Raw genomic sequence first — 16,398 nt, forward strand, 5'->3', positions numbered from 1 at the left:
TCGGTCTATCCAATTCGGCCGGCACGGTCGAGAAACCTCAGTGACTTTGATGTGCCGGCGGCTACGTCGATCACGCCCTTATTTGTCGAGGTGTTGCCATTGACGGGTAACAGGGGAGCCGGCGAGGCCGGCTCCCCTGTGACGTCTCTACGGCTGGTGTCGCTTGCGGGCGTCGCCGAGCACGTGAACCTGATCGGTCAGGATGAGCGGGGCGTCGGCCGGTCCCTTGATGTGAGGGCGGACGTAGGTTCGGCGGCGCAGTCCGCGGCCGGGGCCGTAGGGCTGCTGCCGGAAGAATCCGGCGACCCACCATCGGCGGGTGTAGACGCGCGTGGTCGTGCCGTCGGGGCTGTCCTGGCGGGCCTGCTGTTTGCGTCGCAGCCGTACCAGCCGCACCGTTGGCGCGGGTCGGTTGGCGCGCTGGTATGCCTTGCGCGTCGCCTTGTCGGCTGGTTCCTCGGTGACTTCGGCGTCGGGCTGCGTCGACAGGATCCACGTGGCGATCAGGGAGCACAGCATCAGGCGCGTCTGTTCGCTGTTGGGTGCGTACGGCTGACCGAAGCGCAGTCCAGCGCCGCTACTGACTGGGGCGAGCCAGCCGATGCGCTCGCGCAGCCCCTGCAATTCCAACTCGGTGGGCTGCTGACCCTGTAGGAGGGTTTCTGCGGGGGTGTAGAAGGTGATCCAAACGCCACCGGGGATCGGTCCCCACTGTGCTGCGACGATTGGCACCGTTAGCCCGGTGTGTGGCTCCACCGGCTGATAAATCGGCGTGTGCCAGACGAGCAGGCCGTCGGATGCCGGCATCTCGACTTGCTCGACGCGCACGTCAGGAAGATCGCGCGCCGCGTGCGCGGCGAGGGCGGTGAAATCGGGGTCGATCCAGAACACGCGTCCGTTTTCCGCATGGTTTGCCATCAGGGCGGTGTACTGGCGCAGTGCTTCGGGGTTGCGGGCGTCAACGATCGCGGCGGGGGCGTCGACTGGGGCACCGGGGAACAGGTGCCCGGGGATCTTGTACGTCTCGCCGCTGTCGAGCAGGCGCAGGAGATACGAGCCGCCGGACGTGCGCCAGAAACGCACGAGCCGGTCCCGCACCTTTGGCAGCATCTGCGGGCGCAGCGACCGTACCTCGGGGGCGGGAGCGGCGTCCTGCGCGGGAGGGCAACTGCGGTTGTTCGCCCCGTAGGGGAGCGGTTGTCGTGCCGGTGTGCTGGGAGTGGCGGCGAAGAGGGCTTGGTGCAGGGGTCGGAAGAAGCTCTGCGCGTCATCCGACAGGCCACGGCGGCGGGCGCGTTTGACGGCGCGAGCGGTCAGCCCTTCGGGGTCGCGCTGCTCGACCAGGCGCGCGCATCCCTCGCACGCTGCCCAACTGCCGCCGAGGTTGTGCATCGCCATGCCGCTGACGTCGGGTGCGGTCGTCATGGCGATTTCGAGCTTTGCGAAGGTGAACGACGCCACCGGGCGAGGCGCGGAGCAAAAATCGCAGGTCATTTCGACGTGCGCGAGCTGTGCGAGCGGCACCGGGTTGGGTTCGTGGTCGTCGTTGCTGCTGCGGGGATGAAGGAACGTCCTTCCGCCGCCCTGGGTGGTGATCACGGTGAGGGGTACGCCGCACGTCGTGCAGCCGTACCCCTCGACGATCGGCGGAGTGCCGACGTCGTGGGAGTCCATGCGTCTCCTTTGGGTTGGGGTTTGTGTGATGTGCGGTGGGGGTTCGCCGTCCCCTCCGAACAATCATTACTATACCTCTTCTGATGGTATGGATCTATCCGATTCGGCCTGGATGGTCGAGAAATTTCGATGATCTTGACGGTGGTTTGCCGGCGGCTACGCCGATCACGCTGCCGTGTACGGACACGGCGCGTCCCCCCACTTCCTTTGGCGGTGGGGGGCGAGTTCACTCGACCCGCGGCGCGCGCAGTGGAGGTCAAGTCCGGGCGCGGGGTTTCGAGGAAAGATCATGCGGGGTGTGCATGATGTTTCCGAGCCGCGCCCGGACTTGACCGGAGCGAGCACGTCGCTAGCCTGTCGCGGCCCCCACCGGTGAAGGGGTTTGGGCAGTGCGGCCGGAGGCCGCTTCCGGTTTACCCGGCCCGCCAGGGCCGGGCGTCTCGTGAGCGGAAGTACGGTGATCGGTCGGGGTCGGCGGCAGCCCTACGCCGAGGGCTAGCTGAGCAGATCAGGGGTGGGGGGTGTGCCCTGCTCGTCCAGGATGGCCCACAGCGTTTCGCGCCTCCACTTGCGGCGGTAGCGCCCCTTTGGGCCTGCTGTCTGCTCATCGGCGCGCTCCAGCACGCGACTGGGTAGGGCGTTGGCGGTGCTGTAGCCGAGCACTCGGGCGGCTTCGGCTTTGCCCACCAGTTCGTCCGGCTTGCCGGAGCGGTCGGGGTGGCCGTGGGGAGTGCCGGCTGGCCGTCCGGTTCGCGTCGCGCCTCCCTTGCCGATGCGGTTTTCCGCGATCTCCCACACGGTGCGGCGCTTCCACCGTCTGCGTTTGCGGCCGGATGGGGTCGACGATTCGTCATCCACCTGCTGCTGCAGCCGTAGCCACACGGGGTTGTTTCCGGCGAGGGCGCTTCGGTCGCGGTAGCCGAGGATGCGGGCCGCTGTCGCGGTGTCGACCAACTCGTCCGGGTCCCCGGAGCGGTCGACGCTGTCGCGTGCGCTGCGCGTGGCCTGTTCGCGTGGCAGTTCGTATTTGGCGATGTCCTGACGGTGCCATGTGCGGCCGTCGGCGGCGCGCTCGGGGAAGCCGTTGCTGTCGCGCTCGCGGTAGAGCCGGTCGAGGTGGCTGACGGAGATGCCGAGCATCGCCGCTGCTTCGACCCGGTTGACGACATCGCGGCCGTGTGGGGAGCGCGTGGACATGGAGTGATGATGCCGTACGCACTGGTGGGCGAGCCGCATGGTCGGCGGATGGCGGCTGAGGACGCTTCTCATGGTCTGCTTCACGGCCGATGGTTGGGGGCTGCCGTACGATGGGCGGCACGCGTCCGGCGTAAGGGTTCGTTGGGGCCCGTGTGGCGTCGGATGCCAGGCGGCCGGGGGGAGTTCGCCAAACTAACCCCCCGGCCTCCGCCGAGCAGTCGCCCCAAGGGCGCTGGGGCGCTGTGGTCACTGGCCCCGCGGTGGGTGGTGCCGGGCATTGGGAAGGCACCGTCGCGCGGCGCGCGCCAGGACCCCGTATTGCGTGTCGCCCCTGGCGATCACCTGCCCGGTCGGCAGCCTGCGCGCCACGTACTCGCAGCGCTGGGCGTCCCATCCCCCGAGGCAGACGGGCGATGGTTCGGTGATCATGTCCCATCGTTCACCGTCGGTGCCGTTGATGTGGACGTGGAACTCGCGAGTGAGAGTCCACCTGTCGCTGTAGGTATCGAGCCGGAGGCCGTGGGGATTGTTGTCCCGGAAGAGGCGCCAGCGGCCATCGCCTCCGAGCAGCCGCGCGATATCCCGCTGTCCGTCGAGCGGGGCTTGGCCAGGTGGGTGCCGTACTGGTGTGGTGGTCGCGTTCTGGCTGAGCGGCCGGTTTGGCATGGTCGAACCCCGTGGGTGGTGTGGTGGGCCCCCGGAGGTTCGCCGTCTCCGGAGAGAGTCATTACTACACAGGCATCGAGTGTGTGGGCTGAGCGCGGATTGTGGCGCACGCGGAGCTGGCAGGGCGGGCCGGCAGCGGACCTGATGGGACGCGGACGTGTTCCGGCCCGCCCGGTGGCCGCGGGAGCAACGGCCTGGAGCACGACGGGCTCGGGACAAAATTGGTCTTGGGTGGTGCCGGTCGGGAGCCGGTTGTGGCCCCCGACCGGCAGCGGCTAGGCGGCGAGGTTGCACCCGGTGTCGGGGTCCGCCTCCGTGTCGGCAACTGCGGTGTCAGCAGCAGCGGCGGTTGCCGCGTCAACGCCGTGGCCCTCGCTCTCTGCCTGCTCGGGTTCGGCCTCGGGGCGGGCAGGCTGCGGGTCGTCTGGCTCCGTGTTCGTGGCTACGGCGGGGGCCGTTCGCCGGTTCGTGGCGCGGTTGACGACGCCGTCGATGATGAGCTGTTCGACCTTGCCGACCTGGAAGCCGTTGGTGATGCACCACTGCAACCACTTCGCGACGGCCGGGTCCGGGGCACGCCAGGAGGTGCGGGTGATGGCGCTTTCGTTCGCGGCGGCGATGGCGGCCAGGGAGATGACCGTGTAGCGGGCGTCGCTGACGCGGGCCGGGACGCGGCTGGTGCCGGCGCGCTTGGTCTTGCCAGGCGAGAGGAGGTCGTCCAGCATCTTCCGGCCGCCGTTGACCCAGGTGGACAGGAGGTAGCCGGAGTCGGCCAGCATCTCCGCGATGAGCTTGTTGGTGCCCTTGGGTGGGGTCTTGCCAGCGAGCAGGTTGGTCAGCCACTCACGGCGGACGGTGTTCGCGGCTTCCATCAGTTTGTTGTTCTCGATGACGCGCCGCCGCTCGGCCTTTTCTCCCTCGGTCATGGGGCCGCTGCGAGTGGTGGTGCTGTAGCTGTACTGGGTGTGTCCGTGCTTGCGCCAGTCGGTGCAGTAGGTGCGCTCGGTGAGGCGGTGGTCGTAGGCCAGGTACAGCAGGACGGCGTGGCCGGGGCAGTCGCTGTGGTCCTCGGCGGTGATGCGCTGGCCTTCGGCGTCGCGGAGGTCGCTGATCTCCTTGACCTTCGCGTCGTGGTAGCTGGGGTGTTCGGTCAGCAGGGCCACCCCGGCGGTGGTCAGCTCGGCGCGGCGTGCGGCTTCGGCTTCGCGGGCGTTACGGGCGGAGCGGGCCTGTTCGACTGCTCGGGCGAACGCGAACGGTCCGGCGTCTTCGGCTTCCTGCAACAGCGTTTCGATGGTGTCGGGTTCGTCGGTGAACTCGGCGAGGGCGGCAGCCTGGGTGAAATCCAGTCCGAGTGCGTGGGTGCGCTCGGCGGTGTGCTTGTCCAGGGTGGCGACGCAGCGGCCGGCCTTGACCTGTTCGGGGTGGTAGCCGGTGCTGCGGGCGATCTCCTCGTCGCTCATGCCCTCAAGTGCGAGCTGCTGGATGCCTCGGGACACCTGTGCGGCGGTGGGGTCCTTGCGGTGGACTTGCCGCAACATGCTGATGATCTGCTCGCGGTTGCCGGCCAGGTCGTCCCGGACGATGGCCGGGATGTACTCCTGCTCGGCTTCGACGGCGGACCAGTATCGCTGCTCGCCGTCGATGATCAGGTACGTGTCGTCGTCAAGCGGCGTGACGATGACCGGGGCGAGCAGCCCGCGAACGCCGTCCTCTTGCAGGTTCTCCACGATGCCGCGCAGGGCTTGGGCGTCGTCGCGAACGTTGTCGGGGTTGGGCTTGATCTGCTTGATGGGCAGCAGTTCGTAGCCGCCGGGCAGGGCGGGCTTGGCGACGGTGTGCTCGGTGTCGGCTGCCTCCGCCGGGTCGGTGGAGGTGGTCGACAGGTCGGGCAGCCCGTCCGGGATGGGCTGGTCGGTCTCCGCGCTGGGCTGCGCGCCGGTTGCGGTGATCGTGAGCACCGGTGTGCTCCCTTCGGTTGTGGGTTTGTTGGTTGGCCGGTCAGGCCCGGGTTGCCGTCCGGGCCTGACCGGTGGTTTCGAGGCCGCTGCGTTCAGCGGCGCTGGCGGATCCGTGTCGGGTCGCTGCGAAGTTGCCACTGAAAGGAGGAACGTCGCACGGCTGTTAGGCGGCTGTGGCGACGGCGGTGAAGCGGGGGCGGGCGGCTGGTGCGGGCATCGTGCATTCGGTGCAGGTGGCGCTGTTCCAGCGGTGAGGGCTTACGCCGTCGCCGGCTGGGCAGGGGCGGGTTTGCAGGTCGCGGATGTCGGCGGCGTTGAGGCAGGTGGGGCAGAGCCCCCAATTGGCGGTCGAGGGACCGGCGATGGGGGAGTCACATTGGGCGCAGTACAAGCCGGCTTGGCGCAGTGCCTGGCCGATCACGTCGGCGGTGATGACTGCACGGCGGGCTGTTGCCGCGAGGTTCTTCCATGCGGCGGTGTTCTGGACGCGGCGCCACTCCTCGGTGTTCAGGGCTGGGTCGTGGAGGCTGCCGGGGTCGTCGGCCTGGGCGCGTAGGTACGCCTCGACTTCTGCCCGGCCGAACAGCGGTCCGGTCCATTGGTAGGTGCGGGCGAGCACGGAGACGAGGTGTCGGGCGTCGGGCTCGGCAAGGTTGCGGGGCAGGGACACGCCGTGGGGCAACCCGATGAACAGGGGCATGGCTTCTCCCAAGGTGCGCAGCGGTGGGTTTGCAGCGCACGGCTGCGGGCGGGTTGAAGGCCCGATGGCTGTGGCCGTGCGGTGCGGGAGCGGTAGCCCGCGTCGGCGTGCTCGATGCGCGTCGACGCGGTCAGCCGTGCGGCTGGGCGCTGGGTCCGGGTGCCGCTGGCGGGTTGCGCCAGCGGCACCCGGAGCTCGGGTCAGAGCGTGGCTGCGATTTCCATCGCCCGGATGCCGACGCCCTCCATCTCGTACGCGGCGTCGGGGTCGGTGAGGGTCTTTGCGGCGCTGGTGACGGCGTGCATGATGCCTCCGGCCGTGCGGTCGCCGCCGTCGATGAAGTGGTTCAGGACGAGCCGCTGCTCGTCCTCGGTGAACCGCAGCCGCTGGGCGATGACCCGGATGGTGTGGTCGGGGTCGGGGACGCGGCGGCCGGCCTTCTCCTCGATCTCTTCGATCTTGCGCTGCACGTAGCGGACGTCGAGGAAGCGGCGCACCGCGTCGCGGGTCTGCTTGCCGATCAGGTTGAGGTTCGCCTGGTGGGTGTCGTTGCTCCAGCGGATGGTGCCCTCGTCCATCTTCGCGCCGAGGTGCACCGCTCGCAGGGCGTCTTTGGTGATGGTGAGGCCGTTGTCGCAGACCTGTACGACGATGCGGGGAGTGACGGTGAACGCGCCAGAGCCTGTCTCGCTGTTCGTGAAGACGAGACCGGCGAAGACGGTCGGGTTGTCCGCGCCGGTGGCTCCGGTGAAGGGGCTGCGGTAGTTGCGCAGCAGGTTGCGGGCGAGGGTCTTGATGGCCTCGGAGTGCACGCGGACGACCATCCGGCGCTCGCTTAGGTCGCAATCCAATTTGACGTTCATGCCCGACTCGCGGATGCCGGACAGGACGGCCATCAGCACGTCGAGGTTGTCGATGATCTTGTATCCGTCGCTAAGGGACGTCTCGTAACTGGGTGAAGGCGTTGCTCGGCATCAAGCCGATGGTCAGCCGGCGAGGATGATGTTGTGGAGGTTCGCGATGCCGGAAGCGGCGTCGGCCAATGTGTGGGCGGCGCGGCGGTAGTCGCGCAGGATCTTGAAGCACTTCATCCTGGCCAGAGCGTGTTCGACTCCCGCTCGGACGGTGCGGTGCTGGACGTTGAGGGCTTCCTTCCAATCCGGGAGCTGGCTGCCGTCGGTGGGCTTGCGGTACGGCATGATCACCTCGGGGTTGCCGCGGTAGCCGCCGTCGGCCATCACCGGCCGCCCGTCCAGCTTCGCCTTGATGCCGGACGTGCGGTAGACGATGGTGTCGTTGCGGTTGCCCGGCTGCGGGTCGCCGACGGCGAGGACCAGGCGGGTGCTGGCGTCGATGGCGACTTGCAGGTTCGTCGAGTACCGGTAGTTCTTGCTCCGGGCGGCCAAGCGGTGATCGCGGGTGGGGATCAGAGTCCCGTCGACGATCGCGATCTGCTCGACTGGCCGCTTACGCACCGGCGCCAGGGCCAGCAGCGGCGCGAGGGTGTCGATGACCCGATGGGCAGCCGAGTGCGACACCCCGAACAGCGGGCCGATCTGCCGCATTGTCAGGTTCGTACGCCAGTAGGTGGCCACCAGCAGCACCCGATCCGGCAGGTCCAGGGCCCACTGCCGGCCCGGCCGGCCGTCAGCGATGCCGTCACCGCCACGCTCGGCGACCAACCGGACCAGCTTGCGGAACTGGGCGGGCTGCAACCCGGTGAACGGAAAGATCCACTCAGAGTCGGCCGCGGTGATCACCTGCACCCAGGCATCCTGCCCGACCATCCTCAACAGACAGACGGCAGGGTTACGAGACATCCCTTAAGGAAGGCGCGCAGGATGCCGCCACCGTTGCCGTCGGACAGGCAGCGGGCGAGATAGCGCTTGCCCTGGCTGAGGTCGAGCCAGCCGTTGATGTTGGCGTCGTAGAGGTGCAGTGCCTGCGCGCGGGTCTTGCGCAGGTAGCTGGTGGGGATGCCGAGCTTTTCGCCGAGTCCCGCGTCGCCCAGTTCGGTGGGCCGGTAGAGCCCGTCGGAGGGGGTGACACCCGATTCGCTGAGGATGGGTTCCGCGCCGGTGATGCGCAGGTGTCCGGCCTCGGCTCGCAGCATCGCCGTGCCAGCGACGATGTCGAGCTTGTGCGCCTGCTGGAGGTCGAGGATGCGGTGCAGGTCCGGCAGCGTCGCGTGCCGGGCGGCCAGGGGGATGGTGTCGAGCGCGTTGCTCACCGTTGATCCCTTTCGGTTGGGGTGTTGGCTGCGAGGGCGGGGGTTGCCGTCCCCTCCCTCATGTATTTAATGATACATGACCAGCCCCGCAGAGTCCACTTGAGACCGTTCAATTCGTGAAATTCCAGCGTGGCCAATGTGTAACCGTCGGTAATTAATAACGCATGATCTACTAACGTTTCTCTACGTGCTGATTGGTGAATTGGTCGGCGCAGCCGGTTATGTGATGTGCGTCAGAGAGCCTTCCCGGTGGCCTGATCTTTGATCGACCATGTTTGGCTGTGGGGGTCAAGCCTGGGGTGTGGCTTGACCCCCACAGCCAAACATGGTTGGCACTGTGGGGTCAGGTCGCCGGGAAGGATCGGCGCTGCCTCCCCCTTCCCGGAGCCTGCCTCGCCGGCGAGGCGCCGCGGTTCAGCGGCGGGACGCTGACCCGGCTGGAGGCCATCGACCGAAGGTCGATTCAGCCCAAGCGGCGAGACGGCTGTCGGACCGGGCGGGCTAGCGGGCGTCGAGTGGTGCGAATGGGTCTACATCCGGAAGCAGTCGTCTTGCCTTACGGCAAATTCGCTTCAGGCAGCGGCTGCATTAGGAGTCACTGGTTGGCAAATCGGGCGGCGTGGCGCTGAGCACCTTCCCGCTCCGGGTGTTGATCCATTCCTGCACGCGTCTGCGTTTCCAGTAACGAGTAGATCCCTGTACTGGTGCGGGTTCTTCGCGGTCAGGCATGGGAAGGTAGCCGTCCTCGCCGCGGTCCCACACGGCCTTGCTCATTCCGACGTACTTGTCCCACCCGCCCTGCGTGATGGTGAGAATCTCCCGGAACTCGGTGGCGGAGATGAGCTCCTCGGGGTCGCCGTTGAGGTCGACATGATGGACCCGCGCTCGGGAGGATTCCACGATCTGCGGTAGGAGGACATCCCGGACGTGCTTCAGCTCGTCGATGGGAAGCCACGCCTTCTTGTCCTGCTTGACCGACGCGGGCCAGCCTGACCCTTGGGCGCGCTGCTTCGGTGACGTCTTGAGCCGCACCGTCTGTTCGGACCGTCCGGTCAGCTCGGCTGCGCCGGCTATGTCCGTGTGTGGCCGGCCACCAATGTTCCGGATTTCCATGCCTACCCCTGCCTGCATCGGTGGCCAGCGGTTGGAACGGCCGGGGGAACATCGTCCGCGAACGAACGAAGCGGCAACCCCCCGGCCGCGTGATCCAACCAACAGCCCCACCCACAAGTCCACCGCTAAGCGGCGGACGTGTGGCCGAAGCGGTGCAGATGGTAGCAGCCTGGCTCTCGGTCGCCTGGGAGATCGGCGGGTTGATGCCGTACTTGAGAGCCGTGCTCCCCCTGACGAAGCCCGGCAAAGACGATCGGCAAAGAGCGCCACCGGCTGCGGCCAGGAGCAGCGCTGTGCGCCCAGAGAGGACGGACGCCGTTCAGCTGCCCCGCGGGACGGCTGGTAGAGCGCCCGAAGGGGCACGGATTACCGATTCGGCCATGTCGAGCGCGCGGAGCAGGGCTCTTTGCTGCGCCGCCGACAGGGTGCCTGCGTCCAAGCCGCATGTTGATACGAGCGTCTTGAGCTGATTGACCCGTTGATGGTGGGCGGCGGCGAGGCAAGTGGGATGAGTCAGTAGATCGCGTGCGGCGTACCCGTCGCCAGCAGCGTGTTGGATCAGTTCGACGCCGAGCTGCTCGGCGGCTGGGTGATCGTTATCGAGGGCGTCTAGAAGGGTGAGGCCAAGCCGGGTGTGGAAGACGGTGAGTCCGGGCTTGGCGGGTCCGAGGGCGTGGTAGGCGGTCAGCGCCTTGTTCGCCTGGTCGTCTGCGGGATCGGAGTCTGGCATCAGCAGGAGCAGGCAGGCAGTGACGGCGTCTTCCCATGGTTCGCCCGGTTGGGTGGCGTCTAGCATCGCGCGTGCCTGGCGGTAGCGGCCTGCTGTGGCATGGGCTATGACGCTGATCTGCCTGCCGTCGAGCATGCGTGCGCCGATGCCGTTGTATTGGGTGAGGCGGTGGCTGGCGTCGTCCCACCGTCCGGCGCTGGCGAGGGCGTGGGCGCCGGTGCCGAGCAGGACGGCCCATAGCCAGGTTCGTGTCTTGGTGTGGGCACCGGGTGCCTCGGTGAGGCGGGCGACGGGGATGGTGAGGCCGTCGATCAGGGTGTCGGTGCGGGTGTCGATGGCCTGGAACAGGGTTTCCAACAGGGCCCAGGCGGCGGGGCCGTCGCCCGCGCGGATGCGGAGGCGGGCGAGGTTCACGATCGGTTCGAGTGCGTGCTGGGGATCGCTGCCGTGGTCGAGTGCCGCGGTGGCGAGCCGGTGGCACCAGGTGTGGGCCAGGTCGGGCATGTCACAGTCCGAGGCTAGGAGCGCGGCGAGGTTGAAGACCGCGGTCGCGGCGGCCACGTCACCGCTGTGGTAGGCGAGGTCGGCGCGTTCCTCGAGGTCGGCGATGCGCTGGGGCAGGGGTGTGCATACGGGGCGGGGCCGGGCGATCAGCGGGAATCTACGGGCTATTGCGGGGTTCATGAGTCACCGCCCGGGGCCGAGGGCGCGGTGGGGTTGGTGCCGAAGATGATGTTTCTGGCGGCGGTGGCGAGTGCCGCTTGGTGCAGGCCAGGAATGCTGCGCCGGTTCCAGGCGAAGATCACGTGGTGGGCGAGGGTTGCGCGGAGGCCGCGCTGCAACTGTCCTGTCCGGTTGAGCCGGTTGAGAGTGTCGCCGGCGGCGATGTAAGCCTCGAACCAGCTGCGAGTGGCGGCCAGCGGCGCCCCCTGGTGGGTGAGGCTGGCTGGATCGGCAGTGAGGAGCCGTTTCACCGCGTGCAGCAGGTTGTTGACGAGCGTGGGCTGGGGTGGGTCTCGGTGGTTGGCGACGCGGGCCCAGACGTCGCCTTGTTCGTACCAGTCAAGGCCTGCGGCTCGCATCATGGCCGCGGCGAGCATGATCGACAGCTCGGGGTGCCGCGCGGCTAGGTGGTTGGAGCCGGGGGTGAGTAGCTGGCGGCTGTCGTGATGCCACAGATGGTGGGTGGTGTCCATGGCTCTGGTGCCGCCGAAGGCGTAGGTCTCGGGCTCGTAGATTCCCGGAACGGCGGCGCTGATATGGCGGTCGTGGCGTAGGCGGGCCAGCTGGCTGGCCAAGTAGTGGTCGGCGGTGGTGGAGGCGGGAAGGTAGCGCAGCCGCCAAGTGCCTTTCCGGACGTAGAACCAGGTGGTGATGAGCTGGCGGGTTTCGGCGTCGACGAGGATCGGCGCGAGATGGGCGGTGGCTACTTGGTCTGCGGCGTGGGGGTCGGGGAAGGCGATGGTGGTCTGCCGCCATTTGGGTGGCGTCATGTTCGTTTCCCTTGGGTTCAGGCGAGGGCGAGGAAGGTGTCCCAGCTGGTCGCCGGGCTGCCGGTGACGGCGGTCTGCAGCGCCAGCACGGCACCGGCCGTGCCGTTCAGCAGCTCTGGATCACCTTGGGCTTGGCTGGCGAGCTGGTTGGCGAGTTCGGCCGCCAGGCCGGGCAGCTCGGCGGTGAGCTGACCCGCGCGGTGCGGGTCGGTGCTGGCGGCGGCCAAGCGGCTGGCAGCCTGCAGGAGGCCGGCTTTGCCGTGGCAGAGGCCGATCTCGGGCAGCCGGGCGCGTTGGGCGGCGTCTCGCAGCACGGCGAGCACAGCCTCTTCTGCCCGTTGCTGGCGGGCCGTATCTCGCAGGGCGAGCCCGGCGAGTTGCTGAGCGCGGGCGATGCCGGGGGTGCCGTAGCACCAGGAGGGCCGGTGCCGCCGTGGGGTGGTGTCGGGGGTGACGTAGCCGGGCCACCATGTTCCGGCCGGGTCGTCTTGGCGGTGGTGGTCGGTCCAGTCGCATAGAGCGGCGAGGGCGTTGCGGGCTGCGGGGGTGTCGTGGCCGTGGAGGATGGCGTAGGCGAGCAGGGCGATGAGGGCGCTGATGCCGTGGGCTACGCCGATGTTGCCGTGCCCGTGGGGAAAGTCTGGGTGTGGTGTGCCGCCGAGCCCCGATGGCAGCCACCACGGCGGCTGCGTGGAGCCGTTGCCGAGGGGTTCGGTGATGCGGGCCAGGTAGGTCATCACGTCGCGGCTGATGGGGTGCTCGGGGTGGGCGTGCAGGTGGTAGAGCCCGAGCCCGGTCAGGCCGTGGACGAGGTCGAACTCGTACATCGTCAGCGGGTCGCGGCGGTCTATGCGGGCGTGTGCGGCGACGAGCCGTTGTCTGGTGAGGGTGATCGTGGCGTCGTTGAGGCTGGCGAAGGCGCGGTGGTAGCCGCCGAGGGGGCGGGCGGTGTGCAGCATGAACGCCAGCGCGGGGGCGCCGTGGAAGGGGTCGGAGTTGCGGCCGATGCTGACCGGCTCGCTGCCGGCGGCGCGTATCCAGCGGTGGGCGGTGGCTTCGTTGCCGTGTCCGGAGACGGCCCGCTCGATGTGCAGCAGGGCGATGCCCACCGCGCCTCCGGCCAGCGATTGCGGCCGGGTCCGCCCGTCGCGTGACGGGCCGACGATGGAGGGGCTGGCGAGTCTGGCGCAGACCGCCGCGAGCACATCCGAGGGGTTGGCGGTGGTGGTCGGGGTGGTCACGTGATGCTCCTTGTCGTCCAGCTCAGCGCGGCGGCGCGGGCGAGGTGCAGGCAGGCTCGTTCGCTGTCGAGGTCGGCCCCGGCGACGCGGACGTGGTGCAGGTGCAGCAGGTCGGGCAGCAGCTCGGCCGGCGGCATGGTGCTGACGGTGGGCAGGCTGTCGCGCCAGGCGGCCACGGTGCGGCGGCGCCGAGCCCAGCGGTCCGTCAGGTTCTCGCCGCCGGTCAGGGACGCCACGGCGGTGGGGTCGTACGGGTTGGCCAGGCGGATGGCCTGGTCGTAGACGGCTCGTGGGGGTGCTGGCCGGTGCGCGCGGGTACGGGCTATCAGCCATCGCAGGGCGTCGTGTGGGTCGCCGATGACCGCCGTGACGAGGTCGACCATGCTCGCGGCGGTCAACGCCTGCCAGCCCAGGGTGGGACGTCGCGTGGTGACGGCCAGTTGGGCGAGCGCGGCTGCGGAGTCCGCCGCGAACACGGCTGCCGTTGCCTGGTACGCGGCCAGGCTGCCGAAGCGGCCAGGCTCGCCGAAGTCGGTGTCCCACTGGACTCGCTGGGTCAGGTCGGCGTCGGTCAGCTCCTGCGTCCAGCCGGTGATGGCTTCGATGGGCAAGCCGCTGATACGCAGCCGCAGGTGCGGCTCCGGGTCGGCGTGGCGCAGGAACCACCACCTGCCCGCCGGCGGGAGTTGCACGACAAGCCGAGGCAGGTGGGCGGTAAGGATGGTGGTCTGTTCTTCCGGCCGGGCGTAGATCTTCAGGTAGTGGTGGTCGCGGCCAGGCAAGCTGCCGTGGGTACGGACATCGACCAGGGGGCTGGTGAGGCGGGGCGCTGGTGGTCTCGCGGTGGTGGCGGTCAACGGGATGACGATTTCGTGGGGATGCCCGCCGATCCAGGCGGCGCCTTCGGGGATGAGATGCAGCAGTGCGGTGGGGTTGCGGGTCAGGTGGTCGCGTAGCAGCGCCCGGTGAGCGGGCTTGTCCAGGTCGAGGCCGAGGGTCTGGTCGCCGATACCAAGCGAGACGGCGGTAGGGCAGCCTGTGGCCTTGAGCCAGGTGGTCAGCGCGCGGTCCCAGTGCTGCCAGCCGGCATGCCGGTCGGGCAGTTCGGCGGCGCTCAGGTGCCACCGCCCGGGGCTCAAGAGGGTCCGGCCGTACCGCAGCGCGGGCAGGAACGGCAAGCCCTTGGCCGCTGGCCCCCACTCCAGCGGTGAGCACGGGGTAGCGAGGGCCACGGGCGCTTCGGCCAGGAAGCGGGCCAGAGGGTGGGCGTGTCGTACGGGCTCGACCGCGTTGACTGCGACCGGCTGCAGCGCCCGTCGGCGAGAGATCGACACCAGGTACAGGCGGTGCGCGTCGGCGGTTACCGCGATGTCGTCCAAGCCGATCGCGGCCTGCGACGGGGCGTGGTACTCGCCGACGGGGATCAGATGCGGCAGCACCTGGGGGGCGCGGTTGACGTCCAGGCTGATGGTGTAGCGGGTGACCGCGGACAGCTGGGCCAGCAACGCGCCGGCGCTGGCTGGGCTGTCGGCGGCGCAGGAGGCCATCCGGTGCCGGTCGGTCTCGCCGAACATGTCTAGGAACCGGCCCGCGGTGGAGAAGGCTTGCGCTGAAGCACGTACGACCGACAGCAGGAAGTCGCCGCCGGCGATGGCTTGGAGGGAGTCGGCGTGGACGCGCACGGTGAGCTCGGCGGTCGGCGGGATCTCGGTCGGCGCCGGGCCGGCCAGCCTGTCCAGGAGGACGTCGTCGAGGTCGACCTCGTGTTCACGGTGCAGGGCGGCACGTTGCGCCAAGGCGAGTAGCCTCCGGTCCCTGTCGGTCAACGCGGGCGAATCATCGGCCGGCTCGCCGGTGAAGCCGTCCGGATAGCCGAGGCCCACCTGGGCATCGATCGCATCCAGGAGCGGGACGAGGGCGTGCAGGCCGTACCGGTTCAAGAAACGCGTATGCCAGTCCCGCCACCGAAGCGATGTCGGCCGGGCGAGGCGGGTCAGCGCGGCAGCGGCGCGGCATGCCTCGGCCGTCACCGTCGTCGGCACCACGAGGTCGCAGTCCAGCCGCAAATCGACACCGACCGCCTGCCCGGGCTGGATCACGGCGGCGGCTCTGCCGAGGTCCCGGCGGCGGGCATCAGCCGTGGCCTCGTCCGGTGCGCGGTCGTGTCGGGCTTTGAGATCGCGAACGCGACGCAGCGGATCAAGTAGCTCGCCTACGTCGCCGCCTTCGGCTGCGGCGGTCTCCAGCTGATCCACGAGATGCGCCAGGGGGTCGGTCTCGGTCGACGGCGGGCGCAGGCTGGTCAACAGCAACCGCTGCGTCACCATTTGGCCGACCAGCCGCTGCGCGCCTTCCTGCGGCGCCCCACATTCGGCCGTCAGCTTGCCGGTGAGGTCGGCCCACCGGATCGGCTCAGCCGCCAGCGCGAGAGCCGTGCGGATCATGTCGGTGGTCTTGATGCGCAGATGCGTGGGCGCACCTGCGGGGTCGGTCGTGGCGGCGCGGTACTCCAGCACCAGCCTCTCACTGCGCTCGACCAGCAGGTTGTTGGCGCGCACCATCACATGCGGGCGCAGCCGCACGTCGGATTCCAGGCCATCGAGGACGGCGGCCAGCCAGGATGCCTGAAGGCGAGCGAAAGGCCGGTGTGCAGTGCCCCAGTGGATGCGGCCGGTGCGGCTCGCGGTGGCGGGGGCAACGCCCGCGAACAACCCGTATGGTGTGGCACGGGTGGTAGTGCGCAGCAGGTAGCGCATGACCGCGAGCACCACCCGGCGGGCGTCAGATTGCGACGGGCCGCCGCTGATGGCGGCGGTGACCCGCTCGGCGAGGTCCGGTGACGCGTGGGCCAAGGCTGCCGCGAACCCCGGAACCGCCAACGTCTCGGCAAGCCACAGGCGCCAACTGGTCGCCGTGTCGCTGCCGGTCAGGTCAGGCCATGCGCCGATCTGGCCCGGGCGAAGTACGGCCGCCCGGAGCATCAAGGCATCGTTCACGCTGCGGTACACACCAGCCTCCCCATGGGCGTGATCATCTGTCTGCGGGTGAGGAGTGCCCGACCCTCGAGAGCAGGTCTCCCCGGGCCGGGCACTCCTGATCCGCTGTCGATGGCTCGCCTTACGGCCTGCCCATCTGGTTTGGGCTGGCCATCAGAGCGAGCCACCAGCGGATGCGGCTGGTCAGCAGCTGGTGCAGGCCGACGCGCAGGTGCTGCCGCAGTTGTCCTCGGTCATCTTGATGATGTGCTCGACGGTGCCGCCGGCCTCGATGAACTCGATGTCGAGATCGAAGTCGTCGAGGGTGCCGCCCTCGACGTCGGGCTGGACCGTGGCGAGCTGGGCCATGACAACCTCCCTGGTTGCAGTGATAGGGGTTCCCCGACGCTCCCCCCGG

General features: G+C 69.0%; 13 protein-coding genes. All 13 read right to left on the minus strand.

Annotated elements, in window-relative coordinates:
- Positions 1-147 precede the first annotated feature (147 nt).
- Positions 148-1,674: a hypothetical protein gene (locus tag FHX31_RS08395; protein ID WP_047894141.1), complete on the minus strand. Its 1,527-nt coding sequence runs from the start codon at positions 1,672-1,674 to the stop codon at positions 148-150.
- A 495-nt stretch (positions 1,675-2,169) separates the two neighbouring features.
- Complete coding sequence (locus FHX31_RS08400; RefSeq protein WP_143025372.1) at positions 2,170-2,871, minus strand: hypothetical protein; 702 nt, start codon at positions 2,869-2,871, stop codon at positions 2,170-2,172.
- A gap of 941 nt (positions 2,872-3,812) precedes the next feature.
- Positions 3,813-5,498 carry a ParB/RepB/Spo0J family partition protein gene (locus FHX31_RS08405; RefSeq protein WP_082171427.1) on the minus strand — a complete coding sequence of 562 codons (1,686 nt, stop codon included), beginning with the start codon at positions 5,496-5,498 and terminating at the stop codon, positions 3,813-3,815.
- Positions 5,499-5,661: 163 nt separating this feature from the next.
- Entirely contained in the window at positions 5,662-6,198 is a 537-nt protein-coding gene (locus FHX31_RS08410) for a hypothetical protein (RefSeq protein WP_030500412.1), read from the minus strand.
- Positions 6,199-6,398: 200 nt separating this feature from the next.
- Positions 6,399-7,100, minus strand: a complete 702-nt coding sequence (locus FHX31_RS08415; RefSeq protein ID WP_486481659.1) for a hypothetical protein — start codon at positions 7,098-7,100, stop codon at positions 6,399-6,401.
- 84 nt (positions 7,101-7,184) lie between these two features.
- Positions 7,185-7,964 (minus strand): transposase family protein, encoded by a 780-nt coding sequence (locus tag FHX31_RS08420; protein ID WP_084588886.1) that lies wholly within the window; start codon positions 7,962-7,964, stop codon positions 7,185-7,187.
- Between the two features lie 23 nt (positions 7,965-7,987).
- Positions 7,988-8,428, minus strand: coding sequence for a hypothetical protein (locus tag FHX31_RS08425; protein ID WP_486481660.1), 441 nt, complete (start codon positions 8,426-8,428; stop codon positions 7,988-7,990).
- Between the two features lie 588 nt (positions 8,429-9,016).
- Positions 9,017-9,541, minus strand: a complete 525-nt coding sequence (locus FHX31_RS08430; protein ID WP_047894145.1) for a hypothetical protein — start codon at positions 9,539-9,541, stop codon at positions 9,017-9,019.
- Positions 9,542-9,860: 319 nt separating this feature from the next.
- Complete coding sequence (locus tag FHX31_RS08435) at positions 9,861-10,832, minus strand: hypothetical protein (RefSeq protein WP_141722613.1); 972 nt, start codon at positions 10,830-10,832, stop codon at positions 9,861-9,863.
- Between the two features lie 119 nt (positions 10,833-10,951).
- Positions 10,952-11,764, minus strand: a complete 813-nt coding sequence (locus tag FHX31_RS08440) for a thiopeptide-type bacteriocin biosynthesis protein (RefSeq protein WP_030500416.1) — start codon at positions 11,762-11,764, stop codon at positions 10,952-10,954.
- A gap of 17 nt (positions 11,765-11,781) precedes the next feature.
- On the minus strand, positions 11,782-13,005 hold the full coding sequence (locus FHX31_RS08445; RefSeq protein WP_052165555.1) for a lanthionine synthetase C family protein: 1,224 nt from the start codon (positions 13,003-13,005) through the stop codon (positions 11,782-11,784).
- The gene (locus FHX31_RS08450) at positions 13,002-16,013 is read right to left on the minus strand and encodes a lantibiotic dehydratase (RefSeq protein WP_030500418.1); all 3,012 of its coding nucleotides are present in this window, start codon (positions 16,011-16,013) and stop codon (positions 13,002-13,004) included. Before FHX31_RS08450 ends, FHX31_RS08445 begins: the two co-directional genes overlap by 4 nt.
- Before the next feature lie 171 nt (positions 16,014-16,184).
- Complete coding sequence (locus FHX31_RS08455) at positions 16,185-16,349, minus strand: FxLD family lanthipeptide (protein WP_082171406.1); 165 nt, start codon at positions 16,347-16,349, stop codon at positions 16,185-16,187.
- Positions 16,350-16,398 lie beyond the last annotated feature (49 nt).

The organism is Micromonospora sp. CNZ286, from assembly GCF_014207755.1.

Bases quoted from the DNA above. Each gene is read 5' to 3' on its own strand.
- FHX31_RS08395 (WP_047894141.1), bottom strand. From the start codon at position 1,674: ATGGACTCCCACGACGTCGGCACTCCGCCGATCGTCGAGGGGTACGGC.
- FHX31_RS08400 (WP_143025372.1), bottom strand. From the start codon at position 2,871: ATGTCCACGCGCTCCCCACACGGCCGCGATGTCGTCAACCGGGTCGAA.
- FHX31_RS08410 (WP_030500412.1), bottom strand. From the start codon at position 6,198: ATGCCCCTGTTCATCGGGTTGCCCCACGGCGTGTCCCTGCCCCGCAAC.
- FHX31_RS08430 (WP_047894145.1), bottom strand. From the start codon at position 9,541: ATGGAAATCCGGAACATTGGTGGCCGGCCACACACGGACATAGCCGGC.
- FHX31_RS08440 (WP_030500416.1), bottom strand. From the start codon at position 11,764: ATGACGCCACCCAAATGGCGGCAGACCACCATCGCCTTCCCCGACCCC.
- FHX31_RS08455 (WP_082171406.1), bottom strand. From the start codon at position 16,349: ATGGCCCAGCTCGCCACGGTCCAGCCCGACGTCGAGGGCGGCACCCTC.